This window comes from Phytobacter sp. V91 (assembly GCF_965644225.1).
GTDB lineage: Bacteria > Pseudomonadota > Gammaproteobacteria > Enterobacterales > Enterobacteriaceae > CBFFRJ01.
Window position 1 is genome coordinate 1 of the sequence record NZ_CBFFRJ010000019.1, and the last position, 15,862, is coordinate 15,862.

14 protein-coding genes are annotated in these 15,862 nt (G+C 51.3%); 6 read left to right on the plus strand and 8 right to left on the minus strand.

Going from position 1 to position 15,862, the window contains the following annotated elements; genetic code table 11:
- The first annotated feature begins 204 nt into the window (after positions 1–204).
- Entirely contained in the window at positions 205–918 is a 714-nt protein-coding gene (locus ACSZO4_RS05915; protein WP_437887942.1) for an ABC transporter permease, read from the plus strand.
- The gene (locus ACSZO4_RS05920; RefSeq protein WP_437887943.1) at positions 918–1,778 is read left to right on the plus strand and encodes an ABC transporter permease; all 861 of its coding nucleotides are present in this window, start codon (positions 918–920) and stop codon (positions 1,776–1,778) included. Before ACSZO4_RS05915 ends, ACSZO4_RS05920 begins: the two co-directional genes overlap by 1 nt.
- A 73-nt stretch (positions 1,779–1,851) precedes the next feature.
- Here the strand turns inward: ACSZO4_RS05920 and ACSZO4_RS05925 are convergent, their stop codons facing one another.
- Both ACSZO4_RS05925 and ACSZO4_RS05930 read right to left on the minus strand, forming a co-directional pair.
- A complete protein-coding gene (locus ACSZO4_RS05925; RefSeq protein ID WP_437887944.1) occupies positions 1,852–2,304 on the minus strand; it encodes a hypothetical protein in 453 nt (150 codons plus the stop codon).
- 127 nt (positions 2,305–2,431) lie between these two features.
- Positions 2,432–3,205: an isochorismatase family protein gene (locus tag ACSZO4_RS05930; RefSeq protein WP_437887945.1), complete on the minus strand. Its 774-nt coding sequence runs from the start codon at positions 3,203–3,205 to the stop codon at positions 2,432–2,434.
- Between the two features lie 198 nt (positions 3,206–3,403).
- Between ACSZO4_RS05930 and ACSZO4_RS05935 the strand changes: the two genes are divergently transcribed.
- The 3 genes from ACSZO4_RS05935 (at position 3,404) to ACSZO4_RS05945 (ending at position 6,029) form a co-directional block, all read left to right on the plus strand.
- Positions 3,404–4,345 carry a LysR family transcriptional regulator gene (locus ACSZO4_RS05935; protein ID WP_437887946.1) on the plus strand — a complete coding sequence of 314 codons (942 nt, stop codon included), beginning with the start codon at positions 3,404–3,406 and terminating at the stop codon, positions 4,343–4,345.
- A 178-nt stretch (positions 4,346–4,523) separates the two neighbouring features.
- Entirely contained in the window at positions 4,524–5,705 is a 1,182-nt protein-coding gene (locus tag ACSZO4_RS05940; RefSeq protein ID WP_437887947.1) for an oligogalacturonate lyase family protein, read from the plus strand.
- 3 nt (positions 5,706–5,708) lie between these two features.
- Positions 5,709–6,029 (plus strand): cupin domain-containing protein, encoded by a 321-nt coding sequence (locus ACSZO4_RS05945; protein ID WP_437887948.1) that lies wholly within the window; start codon positions 5,709–5,711, stop codon positions 6,027–6,029.
- An 844-nt stretch (positions 6,030–6,873) separates the two neighbouring features.
- On the opposite strand, the gene ACSZO4_RS05950 is transcribed toward ACSZO4_RS05945, so the two are convergent.
- Entirely contained in the window at positions 6,874–8,430 is a 1,557-nt protein-coding gene (locus ACSZO4_RS05950) for an MFS transporter (protein WP_437887949.1), read from the minus strand.
- Positions 8,431–9,041: 611 nt separating this feature from the next.
- On the opposite strand from ACSZO4_RS05950, the gene ACSZO4_RS05955 reads away from it, so the two are divergent.
- Positions 9,042–9,572: a response regulator transcription factor gene (locus tag ACSZO4_RS05955; protein WP_437887950.1), complete on the plus strand. Its 531-nt coding sequence runs from the start codon at positions 9,042–9,044 to the stop codon at positions 9,570–9,572.
- A 154-nt stretch (positions 9,573–9,726) separates the two neighbouring features.
- Here ACSZO4_RS05955 and ACSZO4_RS05960 read toward each other — a convergent pair whose 3' ends face one another.
- The 5 genes from ACSZO4_RS05960 to ACSZO4_RS05980 form a co-directional block, all read right to left on the minus strand.
- Positions 9,727–10,038: a helix-turn-helix domain-containing protein gene (locus ACSZO4_RS05960; RefSeq protein WP_437887951.1), complete on the minus strand. Its 312-nt coding sequence runs from the start codon at positions 10,036–10,038 to the stop codon at positions 9,727–9,729.
- Positions 10,039–10,620: 582 nt separating this feature from the next.
- Positions 10,621–11,388 (minus strand): ABC transporter ATP-binding protein, encoded by a 768-nt coding sequence (locus tag ACSZO4_RS05965; protein WP_437887952.1) that lies wholly within the window; start codon positions 11,386–11,388, stop codon positions 10,621–10,623.
- On the minus strand, positions 11,385–12,437 hold the full coding sequence (locus ACSZO4_RS05970; protein WP_437887953.1) for a FecCD family ABC transporter permease: 1,053 nt from the start codon (positions 12,435–12,437) through the stop codon (positions 11,385–11,387). The genes ACSZO4_RS05965 and ACSZO4_RS05970 overlap by 4 nt, the downstream gene beginning before the upstream one ends.
- Positions 12,434–13,429 carry an ABC transporter substrate-binding protein gene (locus ACSZO4_RS05975; protein WP_437887954.1) on the minus strand — a complete coding sequence of 332 codons (996 nt, stop codon included), beginning with the start codon at positions 13,427–13,429 and terminating at the stop codon, positions 12,434–12,436. Before ACSZO4_RS05975 ends, ACSZO4_RS05970 begins: the two co-directional genes overlap by 4 nt.
- Before the next feature lie 11 nt (positions 13,430–13,440).
- Positions 13,441–15,609 (minus strand): TonB-dependent siderophore receptor, encoded by a 2,169-nt coding sequence (locus ACSZO4_RS05980; RefSeq protein WP_437887955.1) that lies wholly within the window; start codon positions 15,607–15,609, stop codon positions 13,441–13,443.
- Between the last annotated feature and the right edge of the window lie 253 nt (positions 15,610–15,862).

Consider the following 15,862-nt stretch of genomic DNA (forward strand, 5'->3'; position numbering starts at 1 on the left):
AAACGTTTTGGATAAGAGGGGGGGGTAATACGGGCTACAGGTGGTTTACCTGATTTACCGGGCTTGCGTTTTCTGGGGGCTTTGCTGCGTGCCATTTTCATGAATCCCTGCGGAAATTAACATACCGCAGAGTATAAAACGGTATGCCGATCATGAATACCATCGGAACCGCGAAGCGGTGACGCTCGCCCTGTAAGGGCGCTAATGTTCACCCTGGCCCATTTCAGTAAGGTTTATGCCCTCTATTCCAGCGATATCGCCTTTACGCTGATGATTGTGCTGATCAGCGTGGCGCTGCTGGCGGTGATTTCCATTACGCTCTCGGCGGTAATCACCTTGTCACCCTGTCGGCCCATTGTGCGCATGCTGGGGTTCTTGTACCGCCTGCCGCTGTTTATCCCCTTTATTGTTGCCGCGCAGATGATGCGTACCTTCCTGGCCAAAAATGGCCTGATGAACAACACGCTGGTGGCAACCGACCTGCTTACGCCGATGGAGACCGTCTCCTGGCTGGGCTGGAAAGGGATCATCATTACCTTTGTCTGGAAACAACTGGCCTTCGCCACGCTGCTGATTTGCGGCGCGATGGCCTCGCTTGAGCAGTCGCAAATGCTGGCCGCACGCAATCTGGGCGCTTCGCGACCGCGCATTCTGTTCGACATTATTCTGCCGCAGGTGCTGCCTGCTATCGGCGTGGCGCTGGTGTTGTCGACGGTGACCATGATGTCGGTGCTCTCTGTACCGCTGATGATTGGGGTCGGCACGCCGACGATGATGACCGTGGATATGGCGTTTCGCGTCAATTCCTACGGCGACTATGGGGTGGCCAATGCGCTGGGCGTGGTGTCACTGCTGATTTGCGGCGTGCTGTCGTGGTTCTACCTGCGCCATAGCCTGCAACAGAAGGGAGGCGAATAATGAAAGAGGTCAGTATGACACCCGTGAATACGTGGCTGGCAAAAGGGCGGCAAAAATTGAGTGTGAGTCTGCCGCTGCAGACGCTGCTGTTGATTTTTATGCTGCTGGCGATGTTCGGCCCGCTGCTGAACCTGCTTATCTGGACGGTGGCGGAGAGCTGGTTTTTCCCCCATACGCTGCCCAGCCAGTGGGGGCTTAAATACTGGTATCAGGTATTCAGCCCGTACAGCGACGTTTCCGGTTCACTGCTCACCAGCGTGTTTATTGCGCTGCTGTCGGTAGTGGTCTGCCTGCTGATTTTGGTTCCGGCAGGATATGCGCTCTCCCGGCGCGGGATGCCGCTACGGGTGCTGTTTATGCTGCTGTTTTTGATTCCGCAGGCGTTTCCGAACCTGACGGTGTATATGAATATCGCCCGGCTTTTTTATCAGGGGGGGCTGAACGGCACGATCGCGGGGGTGGTGCTGGTGCACAGCGTCCACGGCCTGATGTACTCGGTGTGGATCTGCGTGGCGGCTTTTTCCGCCGTGGACCCTTTGCTTGCAAGGGCTTCACGTAACCTTGGGGCCGGGCCGATTTACACCTTCTGGCATATCGTGTTGCCGCAGGCCTCGCCGGGGATTATTGCAGCCAGTATTTTTGTGTTCCTCGAATCGCTGGATGAGTTTACCGGCACCTTTTTCGTCGGCGCGCCGGATATCACCACGCTGCCGCTGCTGTTGTATAACGCCAGTATGTCGGGGAACTATCAGGTGTCGTCCATTACCGCGCTGATCCTGCTGGTACCATCGCTGCTGTTTATGCTGGTCATCCATAAATTTATGCGCCCGGAGATGCTGTCGAAGCTGGGGAAAGGGTGAGGGGCTGGCTGTACGGGCGAGGGCTTTGAAAACGGGCGCCGGGCTTTTGGCGACGGCGCCCGTTTGAATACGATCAGCGCGATGTACTGCTCTGCGTTTCAGGCAGTTGAATATGCAGAATATGCAGATGGTGCGACAGCTCGCGAAGAATAATCAGGTAGCTGATAAAGTGCGGGTCAGCGGGGAATTCACTTTCCCGCCATGGACTGCCGGAAACCACATCCGCAATCCTGTTGAACACCTCTTCAATATGTTCCTGAGTCAGCGGATTATACCCACCAGCAATTCGTGAAATGTCCTGCAGATAATCGTCAGCACCGTGCAATGTATTGGCAATAGTGTGCAACCCGGTCGCAGCCTGAATATGGTCTTCGATAGTCGCAATCGCCATTTCGACATCATAAGGCGATGGAATATCGTGATGGAAAAACCGTCCGGCGACTGAAGCATAGCCGAAGGGCAGGGCGATCTCCGGAGATGAGAATGTCACCTGCTCTGTGTCAATGGCAAAAAATGCATTATTCATTTGTACCCTTCAAACGTGATTATTTTCGCGCGTCACCTGGGGCCTGAAATAGTCCATTGCAGATAACGGTGGCGCAGGCCAGGTTTTTTTACCATCGAGCCTGGCCAGCAGATCCAGCTACAGGGCTTTATTTAACCATTCCAAAAGGGTCCGGCACGCTATGCCCATTGGCATTATTCCAGAAGTTTTGTAGCACAAAGCTATATTCAGGTAAATTCTGGATAAACGGCTCAAGCATGGCATTCGCACTCTCTTTCTTCCAGTCAGCCTGAAGCTCGCAGGCCAGTGCAAAGGTGGTGACCAGTTCAGCGCCGGCATTCGCCATCCGTGACATGGCGGCATCCGCTTCGTAGCGATTCCAGGCTCCGCAGGCATCGACCACCGGGAAAACCTGATAGCCATCATTGAGCAGTGAAAGCGTCGGGAAGGTGCAACAGGTACCAATGGTTACGCCGGCGATGATGATATGCCGACGTCCTGTACGTTCGACAATCTCTTCAAGCGCCTGACGGAATGTGGGATCTTCATAGGCATTGATAATACCGGTGCGACGATAAATCGGCGTCTCAGGAAACAGTTCTTTTATCTCTGGCAGGGTGTCCCCGTTTTGCCATTGCGCGTTGGAAGAGGTGATCAGCACCGGAGTATTCAGCGCTTTAGCGACTCTCGCCAGACCCGTGACATTACTTTTCAGTTCGGCCAGCGAGGTGACATCACGGGCACCCGCCATTAAACCAATCTGATGGTCTACCAGTAAAACAATCGCGTTTTCCGGGGTCGGTTTATCATGACCAAATCGACCGGCCTCGCGTGCGGCCTGAGGCGTAAATTTATCAGATAAAGATTGATGCGTTACCGGACTCACAATATCTGCCGGGCGCGCAGCATGGGTATCGGACATATTTCTCTCTCTTACTGATTAAAATAACCGCAGGCCATTTATCTTCTGGTGTCCTGCGCGGAAGGTGGCGAAAAGTCGGTGCAAATAAAGCAAAGTGTTTTGTCTGCCACATGATTCGATTGCCTGCGCCACTTTATTAGCAATACCATTAGCAATAAATACGCTCACAATAGATTGATTATCCCGAAAAGAGAGATAATGGACAAAATTCAGTCAATGACGACCTTTGTCGCCGTCGTCAAATCAGGAAGCTTTGTACGGGCAATGGAAAGCACGGGGCTGTCACGTGCGGCCGTCTCACGGCAGGTCATGGAACTGGAACAATCCCTTGGCGTGCGGCTGCTGCACCGCACCACGCGTAAAATCTCCCTCACCGAAGAAGGGCGCGGGTTTTTCCTGCGCTGCCAGGAAATTCTGGCCGCCATTCAGGATGCGGAGAATCAGGTTTGTTCCAACGCCAGCCAGGCCAGCGGGAGACTGAGGATTGGCGCGCCTCAGGATTTTGGCGTTCTCCAGCTTGGCGGACTCTGGGGGCAGTTTATGATCCAGAACCCAGGGGTCAGGCTGGATATCTTTTTGTCAGACCGAAGCGTCGATCCGGTAGAGGAAGGCTATGACCTGGTGGTGCGCATCGGCCATCTCAGCGATTCAACCCTGGTTGCCCGCTTGCTGACCACCACGCGCATGGTGCTGTGCGCATCACCGGATTATCTGTCCCGCTGTGGTTCACCTTCTCATCCGGAGGAACTGATTGACCATGCTACGGTGGCCTACAGCTATTACGGTAGCGGGGATGAATGGAAGTTACAGCCGCCGCAGGGCGCAGTCGTAAAATTTCGCGTGGAACCTAATCTGCATGTCAACAATGGGGCCACGTGCAGGACGCTGGCCCTGGCGGGGCATGGGATCATCCTGCAACCCGATTTTCTGGTTAACAGTGACATCCGCAAAGGCGCGCTTATTGAAGTTTTACCCGACTGGCAGGGCGAATCGATGGGGATTTATGCCATGTATCCCACCCGAAACCTGCTTCCCCTCAAGGTGAAGTTACTGTGCGATTATCTTACCGACGTCCTGCGCATCCCTTCCTGGAGTCGGCATGATGACGACCCCTGGGAGAGACTGCGGGCAGTACCATGATGTCTGTAGCTTTGATCTCGTCCGCATATTCTTTCATTATCACAGGAAAAACCAACAATAAAATGGTATGGTATTTTCAAATAAATGAAACAACTTTTCATTTAAGCGAGCAGACCTCTTATGTGACAAGGATGCCTGTTCAACGGCTAATTTCATACTACCTATCTACGGGTGAATCATGGCTAAAGGTTCTCAGATCCAGTTTAACTTCCATACCACACAGGACGCTCAGACCGGCGCGCGCGTGACGCGTCTGACGCCTCCCGATGTTCTGTGTCATCGCAACTATTTCTATCAAAAATGCTTTACCCGCGACGGCGATAAGCTGCTGTTTGCCGGTGAGTTTGATGGTAACCGCAACTATTATCTGCTGGATCTGAAGACCCAAAAGGCAGTTCAACTGACGGAAGGCAAAGGTGATAATACCTTTGGCGGATTCCTTTCTCCGGACGACCAGTTCCTGTATTACGTCAAAAATGAGCGCAGCTTGCAGCGCGTAACGCTGGCCGATTTTAGCGAGAAAACCGTCTATAGCGTGCCGGAAGAGTGGGTCGGGTACGGCACCTGGGTCGCCAACAGCGAATGCACCAGCCTGGTGGGGATTGAAATCAGTCGTAAGGACTGGACGCCGCTATCAGACTGGAAAATATTCCAGGAGTTTTATCATAGTAATCCGCACTGCCGCCTGTTGCGCGTCGATCTGAACAGCGGAACCTCTCGCGTGATCCACGAGAAAAATGAGTGGCTCGGCCACCCGATTTATCGCCCGTTTGACGACAATACCGTTGCGTTCTGCCATGAAGGCCCGCATGACCTGGTAGATGCGCGTATGTGGCTGGTGAATGAAGACGGCAGCAACGTGCGTAAGGTGAAAGAACATGCGCCGGGTGAAAGCTGTACTCATGAATTCTGGGTGCCGGACGGTTCCGCGCTGATGTATGTGTCTTATCTGAAAGGTCAGCACGACCGCCATATCCGCCGTTTTGATCCACAAACCGGTGAGGATAGCTGCCTGATGTCGATGCCTGCCTGTTCGCATCTGATGAGCAATGAGAACGGAACGTTACTGGTTGGCGACGGTTCCGGCACGCCGGTGGATGTTAAAGATACCAAGAGTCATACCATCGACAACGATCCATGGCTGTATATTTTTGATACCAAAACCTGTCGTTACGCTCCGCTTGCCGCGCATAACAGCTCCTGGCGCGTACTTGATGGTGACCGCCAGGTAACGCATCCGCATCCTTCTTTCTCGCCGGACAATCGTCAGGTGCTGTTCACTACCGACTATGAAGGCCTGCCTGCACTCTATCTGGCAGAAATCCCGGATGCCCTGCTCAGCGCGTTAAATAAGGACTAATCGATGTTTGTATTTAAAAAAGATATTCCCTTACAGGATCTTGGCAGTGGCGTCAGTCGTCGCGTTCTGGCGCACGATGGCAGCATGATGGCCGTTGAAGTCTGTTTCGAGAAGGACGCCGTCGGGCCGATGCATAATCATGAACATGAGCAGCTGACCTATGTTCTGTCCGGTCGTTTTAAGTTCACTATCGGTGAGGAAACTCATGAGGTGAGCGCGGGCGACACCTTATATAAAAAGCCGTACGTTATGCACGGTTGTGTCTGTCTGGAAAAAGGTGTGTTATTAGACACCTTCACACCGCAGCGCAAAGACTTCCTCTAATCCCCACTGTTTGAGTCGTCTCCAGTTAACCCGGTTACCTGAGTTAATCAGTAACCGGGTTTTTTCTGGCTGATTGCCGCCCCGATTTAATTCAACATATGGCGAGACAGCAACAAAAAACCGGTGCAAATGAGTCTAATGCTGGTCACTTAAAAACCTGTCGCCAGAAGCCTTTTTCTGACCAGAGCTCACTCTGTAAGGTTCGGGGAGGTGTTCCGTTCACCTTATGTCCAGCGCTTCCCTGATGCTTCTTCTCCGGTGAACGTGCCAGGGCGGTCAGGCGCCACCGCCCTGGCGACCCGGGCTCTGGCTAAGAAAATCGCCGCTGGCGCGGAATATTCGCCCCATCTCTGGGGCGAACCCCTTCGGGGCCAGCGCAGGCGCTGTTCAAAATTGCTCCCGGCAATTTTGTCCTCCGTTTATTCCTTCAGGCTGTCGGGTCGGGCGTGAGGAAGCGTCCCTGCAAAACACGCCCTGAACCCGCATCCATGCGGGTTCCCCCGGCCTTACGGAAACTCGTCGGCGATTTTCAGCCGGGTTCCCCCACCTGACCTTCACTGCGCTGTATTAAAAGCAAAGCCTGATTAGCTGAAATGCAGAGACTTGCAGCGAGGTTTTCCAGTCCGGCTGAAAATCGATAAGACGTTGGCGGCTGACCGGGACCGCCCGCAGGGAAGCGGGCGGAGGCGATGGCCTGCATGGACGCAGGCTTGAGACTCTGGTGAAAGGTTGCCGGTTACACCTTAAGCGAGCGGCATTATGCTAATGAGCACCGGTTTTTTACATTTGAGAATGTTTATTTGCGGGGTTCTCAGCCGTTATGGGCTGAGAGCTCGCAATGGTATTACGGTTTTTGTGTCGCGCTAACCAGGGGGTTGGCTTCAACGGCTGGCGTATCGAAGATTTTGCCGCAGACTTTGCTGTTGCCCCAGCACTCTTCATACGGATAACCGATCAGCTCTTCCATCACCGCGCGGACTTCCGGCTGAACCTCGCTGATTGTGCCGCCTGCCTTGATACGCGCCACTTCAGCCAGCACAACTAAGTGCGATTTGCGGTTCAGTTTCATCTGATGGCTGAATACTACGGCCATCAATGCCAGTGAAATAACCCCGACGCAGAACACCAGCGCAATCGCCAGAACGGCGCTTTCAGGCTGAGTATGTGACTTCGACTGAAAACCGTAGAAGTTTAAAATCGCGCCCATCACAAAGACAATCACCGAGCGCGCCAGTTTACCGGAGAAGGTCATGGCCCCGGCGTAAATGCCTTCGCGGCGACGGCCGGTAAAGGCTTCATCGATATCGGCCAGGAAGGTGTAAACCGTCCACGGAATGTAATAGACGCCGCCAGTCCCGATACCAAAAATCACGGTAATGGTCAGCATCGCGGCGGTTGTGTACTGCTGAGGCAGGTGCAGGAAGTGCAGCAGGCTGTAGCAGATAACCGAGAATATGACGATGCCGATGGCCAGAATGTAAGGCTTGCTGAAGCCGTGCTTCACACAGATGCCAATGAAAATAGCTGTCGATAACAATTGCAGGAGGGAGTTCAGGCTACTCAGCCCTGCCACCATTGCCGGATCATATTGCAGAACGAAGATGACGAAATAGGTAAATACTGAAGCGAACAGCCATTCAGCGCCGAAACCGCACAGATACATGCCCAGATGTTTGCGGAATACGCGTAAATGGAACGTGGACTTCATGTCACGCACCAGCGTCAGCATAGTTTTGCCCAGCGTCATTTTCTTCTCAGCCACTGGCGCGGTTTCTTCCACCGGACGTTCCCAGGACGATAAATACAACATGCCGATGGCGATAAACAGAATGGCACCGTAAGTGAGTGCGGTGTAGAAGAACGGCACTGCGGAGTCTTTGCCATAAATCAGGATGAACTGACCGGGGATAAATGCCGCCAGGAAGTTCGCCATTTTGCCGAAAATCGCTTTGTAGCCGGTCAGTTTAGAGCGTGCCGAGAAATCAGTGGTCATTTCAGTGGCCAGCGTTTCGTAAGGCACCATCACCGAGGTGTAAATCAGTTCGAAGAGTACATAAGTGGAAAGGTAATACCAGAAACCGAAGCCTTCGACCCATAACAGCGGGTAGAACATCATCAAGGGCACGCCGAGTAAAATAAAGAAACGGCGTCGACCAAAGCGTTTGCCAAGGCGTGTTTTGCCGAAGTTATCCGAAAGATAACCCATCAGCGGGTTACTGATGGCATCAATGATACTGGCTACCGAAAATATTGCTGACGCCTCCAGCAGCGTCAGGCCGCAAAACGTGGTGTAGAAATAGAGTAACCAGATGCCGGCGATCGCCAGTGCTCCGCTGCCCAGAAGATTCCCACCGCCATACGCCAGCTGGTGTCTGAAAAGAATTGGTTTTTCTACGTTCATAGAATTGTCATCCTGGATTACCCTGCAAAAATGAACCGCTGTTTTGTTTTTGTTGATACTGTATTTTATATATCTGTAGGTAATGAATAGATGTGAATCAGTTCACATTTTTAGGCGGGGATAGATCGGTAATCGGTCAATTTTGAGAGGTGCGTAACAATATCATTCATAATATGCATAGTTCATGGAACTATCCGGAATGGTCTCCTCCGTGAAAAATTAGTGTGTAGCAGAGGGACTCACATCACAGAATCAGTTCTCTGCGCTGGATGAACCAGAATCCGCTCACCAGAACCTGTTTCAAACGGACTTTGGCTACTGAAGCATCATCAGCAACCGGGTAAGGTGAGAAACTTACTGCTCTGGGTTTTCAACATTGCGCCGCAGGTTAAATGGCTAATTGATTTTTATCATATTCAAAACCGCATGATCAAATGTGTATTTTTACACATTGCTATAGGCAATAAACGATATGGCCTTTGCCGATTTTGCATTAATCAATTTAGTTTAAGTGTGTATAATTAAGAGCGAGGTAATCCAGGTGGTAAAAACATAATGCAATAATTTGTATTCATTGGATATATTATAATAATCAAGGGTGGCATACCAGTATGTTGAAGAACTTCACTTTCATTCGAGTCTGTGTGGTGACTGATAATTCTTATTTATACAGTGGGATAAAAGAACTTATTGAATACACACAATGTTTTAAATCCTGTCTGCATACCGTAAAGATGACAAGTGAGATGCCAGATGTGGTGGCTTATTCGAAATCAAGAACCTTTGATATCATCATAACGGATAACTACTACTTACGACTCTCCATTTTGCAGAAAAGGCTGAAGAACACCCTGGTATTACCGGATAGCTATGATGTGTTACAGTATTTAAAGTGTTTTGACTCTTTAAGCGATGATGCAAAAATAAAATCAGAACGCGCTATAAAAAAACTCTCATTAAGAGAGAATATTCTTTTTTCGTTATTCTCCACCGGAGTTCATGACGATAATATTTCAACGGTTCTCAGTATTTCAAAAAAAACCGTAAGCGCACATCGGCGAAATATTTTGGAAAAATTAAAATTAAAAAACAGAAATGAGCTGTATTTATTTGCACTGGCTTCACGTGGGGAGATTAAATGACCATCAGGATCGTAGGATTAGGAATCATACTGCTCGCATGCTTCTTAATCCCTTTCGTCTTCCTTTACTTAAATTACAAGCATCATTTAAAAAATGACATTAACCCGAGGGGCAAATCCAAATGGCTTATGTTTTTCCTTCCCCCTGGCTGGCACTAATACTTATCCGGTAAGTTTTTCATATCCAGAGGCTTACCGCGTTTAATTGAAATATACCCACCATCGCTCAAGTCTTTTAATACTTTGCTAAGTGAACTGCGGGATAGAGAACTTCGGCTTAAAATATAGGTAAAGATTGACGTTTTTGCTCTTTCATTGGGCGGATTATCCCACAAAACTTCAAGGTTGTTTTTTATTACATCATAGGCGCAGCGGGAAGAAAATTTTTCATCCCTTTTGAAGTAAGACTTCACAAGGGATGAAGTTATAATAAACACTTCCCGCCATAAGTTATGACTGTTAATCATCTCATGGAATTTCTCTCGCTCGAATGCTATCAACTTACAGTTCATTGTGGTTTTTATGTAATGATAACAATCATCTGAATGCAGGATACTCAAACCTAACACCTTGGGTAACTTCATTGTTAACAGCAGAAGATCATCAATTGTCCGGTGGATATCAACCTCACCCTCAGTAAGATAGTAGACATATTTCTTATCACGGGATTTAAAACTTATCTTTTGGTTTTTTGAAGCATAGATAACAAATGAACCACCAATATCCCAAAGTGACGGGACAATCTTCTCAATTGCTGATGTTGTTAATTTACTGTCAATGTTTTAGCTGTGTGTGGTTAATGATTGAAAAAGTTTATATTATGTTTTTTATCATAATTTGTTTTTTGATAATTTCAAGCGGAAGTTTATTTCACGGTTAGAGTAATGATGATATTTAATAATATCAGAACTAATTATTATTTGATGCAGTCTTTATGGCTGTTTATATAATTTGATACAAATATTCTTTAAGTGTCCTTATTTGCAGCGGGAAATGTATTTTTATCACCATAATCCCCGGGCGGGTTCACTGGCGGCGGTGAGGAAAATTTACAGTGACACCAGGCCATCCAGTGCGACATACGGCAACCCGTTTGAGCCGCGTTCAATACTACCACGGACGCCATACCCTTTTGCCAGGGTGTGTTCAGTGATGACCGACTCGGGGTCGCCGCTCGCAATAAGCTGGCCATCTTTAAGCATCACAATATGGTCGCCGTGGCGCAGGGCGATATTAATATCGTGCACCACGATGACCGTGACAATATCGCGCCCTCGCGTCTCCCGTGCAACCTGCTCCATGACGTGAAATTGATAGTTTAAATCCAGCGCGCTCAGCGGCTCGTCGAGCAGTAATAGCTGTGGTTTACGCACCAGTGATTGCGCCAGGCCCACCAGTTGCTTTTGCCCTCCGGAGAGTTGGTCAAGGAACTGCATCGCCAGGTGTGTGATCCCCAGTTGTTGCAGAATCGCCATCACCTCTGCCTGATTTTCATCGCCCCCCGATGCCCGCTGAGCAACAATGATTGACTCCAGCACATGCAAATGTACCCCCTGTGGCAGCGACTGGGGCAAAAAGACCACCTGCTGCGCTCGCTGAGCAAAGGCCATCGTTGACAGATTATCGCCGTTTAGCACCACGTCGCCTTGCGCGGGATTCAGTCCGGCCAGCGCGCGCAGCAGCGTCGACTTACCGCAGCCGTTTGGCCCGAGTAGCACGGTAATTTTCCCGCGCGGCAGGATGGGAATATCAAGATTGCGAATGACCGTTTTCCTGCCATATCCGGTGGTGAGCTGATTAAGCATGAGTCCGTTCATGATACTGTCCCGCGATGGCGCAAAATAATGCTCAGGAAGAAAGGCACGCCGACCAGGGAGGTCACAATCCCAACGGGAATAATGACGCCCGGAACAATATTTTTAGAGGCGACAGAGGCAAGCGACAATACCAGCCCGCCGGTTAATACGCTGCCGGGCAGGTAATAGCGGTGATCCTCACCAAAAAGCATGCGCGAAATGTGCGGTGCAACCAGTCCGATAAAACCAATGGGGCCGACAAAGGCCACCGACAGCGCGGCGAGTAAACTAATGCGTAGCAGCGATCCCAGCCGCAGGCGGCGAACGTTAATGCCAAAGCTCATGGCCCTTTCTTCGCCAAGGCGCAGCGCGGTGAGCTTCCAGGCATTCCTCAGCGATAGCGGCAGCACGCACAGAAATGCCAGTCCCAGAATACCGAGTTTTTGCCAGGAGGCTCGCGCAAGGCTGCCCATCGTCCAGAAGACCAGCCCCTGAAGCGTGTCCTCATCGGCGATAAACTGCATCATTGAGACCAGCGCATTAAAGGTAAAGACCAGCGCAATACCAAACAGTACCACGCCGGAAGTGGCGACTCGCGTCCAACGACCAATAGCATCCAGCAGCAGAGCGGAGAGCAGGGCGAAAACAAAGGCGTTTGCCGGGATAAACCACTGATCTGTCACGCCCGGAATGCCCAGCCCCAACACGATAGCCAGCGCCGCACCGAATGCTGCCGCCGATGACACTCCCAGCGTAAACGGACTGGCGAGAGGATTGTTGAGAATGGTCTGCATTTCTGCACCTGCCAACCCTAATGCCATACCAACCAACAACGCCATCAGCGCGTAGGGCAGACGGATTTCCCAGACAATAATTTTCATCCCGGTGCTGACACTCTGCGGATATACCAGCGTCTGCAATAAATCAGGCAGGGTCAGTCCGGATGGGCCAAGCGTGAAATCGAGCAGCAGCGAGGCCAGAATAGCCAGTAAAAGAACGCTCGCCAGTGATAAACGCTGGCGCAGTACCTGGCGATAGCGCTCGTGTACATCCGTCGTAATATCAGTCATTTGGATGGCTGCAGTATTTCGCTGATTTGCGAGTCAGTCAGATGCAGGCCAAAGAAGATGCGATAAAAATCCCGCGTCTCTTTTGCCATATCGATGTCGGTAAAACGTTCCGGGTAGAGCGCTTTCGCCAGCCACAAAAATTGCAGCGCCTCTTCGCTGGTTTCGCGACACCACCAGAACATACCTTTCGGGTTCACGACAACCCGGTGATGGATTACCGCGTCAACGCCCGCCCACTGTGCTGAGGTATTTATCTCATCGGCGTCACGCTTGTTCATCGCGACAATCACCTGCGGATTGACATCTACCACCTGTTCCAGCGCTACTTCCCCGGCGCTGCGCTTGTTGGGGCCAAACCAGCTCTCTGCCACATTGGTCGCCCCCGCCAGATCCATCCAGTCCTGGTTCAGCGAAGGACGACCCGTTGTGGTTAGCGGATTGCCCATACTGTGATAGACGCGAACGCGTGCGTCTGCCGGGAGATCTTTCAGGCGTGAGGCCACCAGGTCGACGTTATGGGCGAAATACTGCTCGTAGGCCTGTGCTTTTTGCCGCGCGTCTGGCCCGAGTGCGTCACCGGTTTTCAGTACCCGCTCGCGCAGGGCAGACATGGAGTTGGCTTTAAACGCCAGTACCTGAACGCCCGCCTGTTCAAGTAATTCCGGGCGAGCGATCTTCATGCTTTCCGGTATGAACAGCATTTGTGTGCCCAGCGAAATGATTTGTTCCGGGTTGAGTTCGCTGCCGTTGTGCATGCTCACTACCGGCACATCATTGATGTGCGGCAGGCTCTGGCGAAACAGGGGTATCTGTTTGGCAACGGCGGATGTCCCCACCAGATTATTGCCGTAGCCGAGCATGGTGATGATGGTGTTTTGCGCAGGCCAGGGTGAGGTTATCCGTACATCGGTGTTTGGCAGGGCGCCATGCAGACCGTTGCTCAGAAAGGCGCTGACGACAAGCGCCAGCGCGGGAAAACGAGGAATTCGCATTAATGCCTCACTCAAAAATTGAAGGTCACGGAGGCGCGCACTTCGCGACCGCTGCCGAGGAATGCGCTGGGGGAACCGCCGTCGCCGTCGGTGCCTGACGGGAAGATAGATGCCCAGTAATGCTCGTTAGTGACGTTATTTACCGCCACACGGAAGGTTGTTGGCACGGCACTGATTTTTGTGGTGTAGCGGGTGCCTAAATCCAGTGTGGTGTAGCTATCGGCCCACGCGGTATTGGTGTCGTTGGCGGCACGTTTTCCCGTGTAATGGACGTTGGCGCTGTAAACCCACTGTGGCATCGACGGCAGACTATACTCGACCAGCATATTGGCCTGTACTTTCGGCACGCCGACCACCCGCTTGTTACTGGTGCTGTCAGAGACGGTATCCTTCAGTTTCGGATCAAGGAAGGTGACGCCGCTGTAAATGTTCAGCCCTTCGTAAACGCGCCCTGTCGCCGTCAGCTCCAGGCCGTTATTGACCTGATTACCTTGCTCTTTGTAGACCATGTCGGTGCTGTCGACATAGGCAAACGGACGTTCGAGGCGGAATAACGCGGCGCCGAGATTCATTGTGTTGACGTCGGCTTTCAGGCCGATTTCATATTGCTGGCTGCGATACGGAGAGAGCGTCTGACCGGCATTTTTCAATCCGCTATCCGTAGGTGCAGTGCCGCCTTGCTCCAGAGAATCGGCATAGCTGATATAGGCCATCAGTGTGGGCGTGATTTTGTACATTAACGCGGCGTTGGGGCTTAAACCATCCTGATTAATCTCTTTGGTTTTATTGCCTGAGGTATTGAAGTTTTGCGTCTGCAGCCAGCTCTGGCTGAGATAAAACATTGCTGACCACTGCGGGTTAAAGGTCAGGGTATCGCCCAGCGTGATGCTCTGCTGTGTGTTTTCACTGGATTTATAGCGCGGGCCATCGGTGTGAATTTGGCCATCGCCTGGTTCGGTCATCCCGGATGGATGGTACATGTTGCTGGTGCCAAGGTTATAACGCTGTGTTGTGCCCAGGCTGCTGTAAATGGACCAGACGTACCCGGTGGTAGACAACGCCAGATCGTGCTCAAGGGAGCCGGTTTCAATATGACCGTTGAGGGTGGCGGTGTTGCTCAGAACGCGGAAACGTCCGGCGGCGCTGGCGTCGCTCATTGAGCGTCTGATGTCGCCATCGCTGTTCAAAATGGCGCTGGAAACAGAACGCATCGCGCGATCGGCCTGTTGCCAGCCCACTCCGGCGGTTACTGACCAGTCATCATTGAGATAATGAATGAGCCGGGTACTGAGTGTCTCGGTCGTCAAATCATTACCTGCGGTGTCCAGCGTCAGATTTTTATTCTTCGGATTCGGCGCGGAAGGTAGCTTGATGTCCGCGCCATAGCTGAAACTGCCGGGGTAGCCTTTCTGAATAAATTCGTAGTGGCTGGCATCCAGCTGCAACTGCGTACCCGGCTGAATATTCCAGTCAAAGGCGACGGCCAACAGTCGGCGTCGCAGGGTGCTGTCGTCGATATTGCCTTCGCCTTCTTCATTGAGGGCATTGATGCGATAGCCGAATTTGTTGTCGTCATCAATATGACCACCCAAATCAATATGGCCGCTGACGGCGCTCCGGCTCTGGTAGCCGAGAGTCACTTCACGCAAGGTCTGTTCGGTCGGGCGTTTGGCGACAAAATTAAACTGTCCTGCCGGGCTGGCTGGGCCATAAAGCGCACCCGTCAGGCTGTTGAGGACATCCAGGCGTTCAAGCATCTCCACCGGGAAGGCGGTGGTGGAAACAATATTCAGCCCATCGAGACGGCTGTTTGCCACCACGCTGCCCTGCATACCACGGCTTTGCGGTCGGCCCACATCCATCCCGCCACGCGCCTGCATCTGTGTGCTCGGCGAATACTTCAGCAGTTCCGAAACGCTTTTGGCCTGCTGGTTTTTAATCATCTCTTTGGTCACGGTGGTGGAAGAATAGGGTGTATCAACCCAGGCTTTATTTCCCAGCGGCCCAACGTCGATATCGTTCGTTTTAAATCCGGCACCTGCAGCCGTTGTTTTTTCCCTGCTGGATGTATTGCCGGTGACAATGATTTCGTCTTGTTGATTGTCTTTTGCAGAAGCGCCAGGCGGCGTCAGGGAGACAAGTAACGGTATTAGCGCCACGATTTTAATGAGATTCTTCACGACATTCCCTTCGTTATGTAAATGTTTATATTACGATCTGAGTGGTGTTTCAAAAGATGATCGTGATCATAATCATTTGCGTTATCGACTGGTTGGCCGGTAATCCCTTTTAAAATTAAGCTGATAGCCAGAATCAGATGATGCGTTGAAAATGCTGTATCGCCAGGCAACGCTATAGTGAGGTCGTTGGCGAAAAAATTAGTGTTTATCAGAATGTTGCCGATAACAGCCTCATTGACACTCTATTTTCAGG